This is a genomic window from Pseudomonas sp. P20 (genome assembly GCF_016463925.1).
Taxonomy (GTDB): Bacteria; Pseudomonadota; Gammaproteobacteria; order Pseudomonadales; family Pseudomonadaceae; genus Pseudomonas; species Pseudomonas aeruginosa.
The window spans coordinates 1-377 of the sequence record NZ_JAEMVM010000120.1; the positions used below are offsets into that span (position 1 = coordinate 1).

1 protein-coding gene is annotated in these 377 nt (G+C 59.4%); it reads left to right on the forward strand.

Translation table 11 applies throughout. The annotated features are described in order from the left end of the window. Positions 1-377 (forward strand): DUF4400 domain-containing protein (locus JHD77_RS33370; protein WP_199506580.1); only part of this gene is annotated, 377 nt, incomplete at both ends.

Consider the following 377-nt stretch of genomic DNA (forward strand, 5'->3'; position numbering starts at 1 on the left):
ACAAGAGAGCCAGAAGACCCTTGTCGGCACCATCATCAGTACGCCCTTCCAATTTCTCGGCGTGATGTTCGGTTCGCTGGTCGGCGCAATCATCGTGGAGTGGGTTTGCCTGTATTTCTTCTGGCCTGACGTGGGCTGGAAGCATGCCCAGGCCATGTTCGAGTACGAACTCAGTTGGCTGTCGCAGGGGCTGCTACACAGCGTCGTCGTGCAGGAGCCAGGTCGAACCGCCACCTGGCTGGCCCAGTTGGCCTATGACTGGTTGTTCGTGAAGACCGGGATAGTCGACTGGATGACCAACATGACCACCATCGCGCAGGCAGGGCCACGGAGCCTTCTGGACGTTCGCTATCTAACCGCCCAGGGTGTCTCCACGC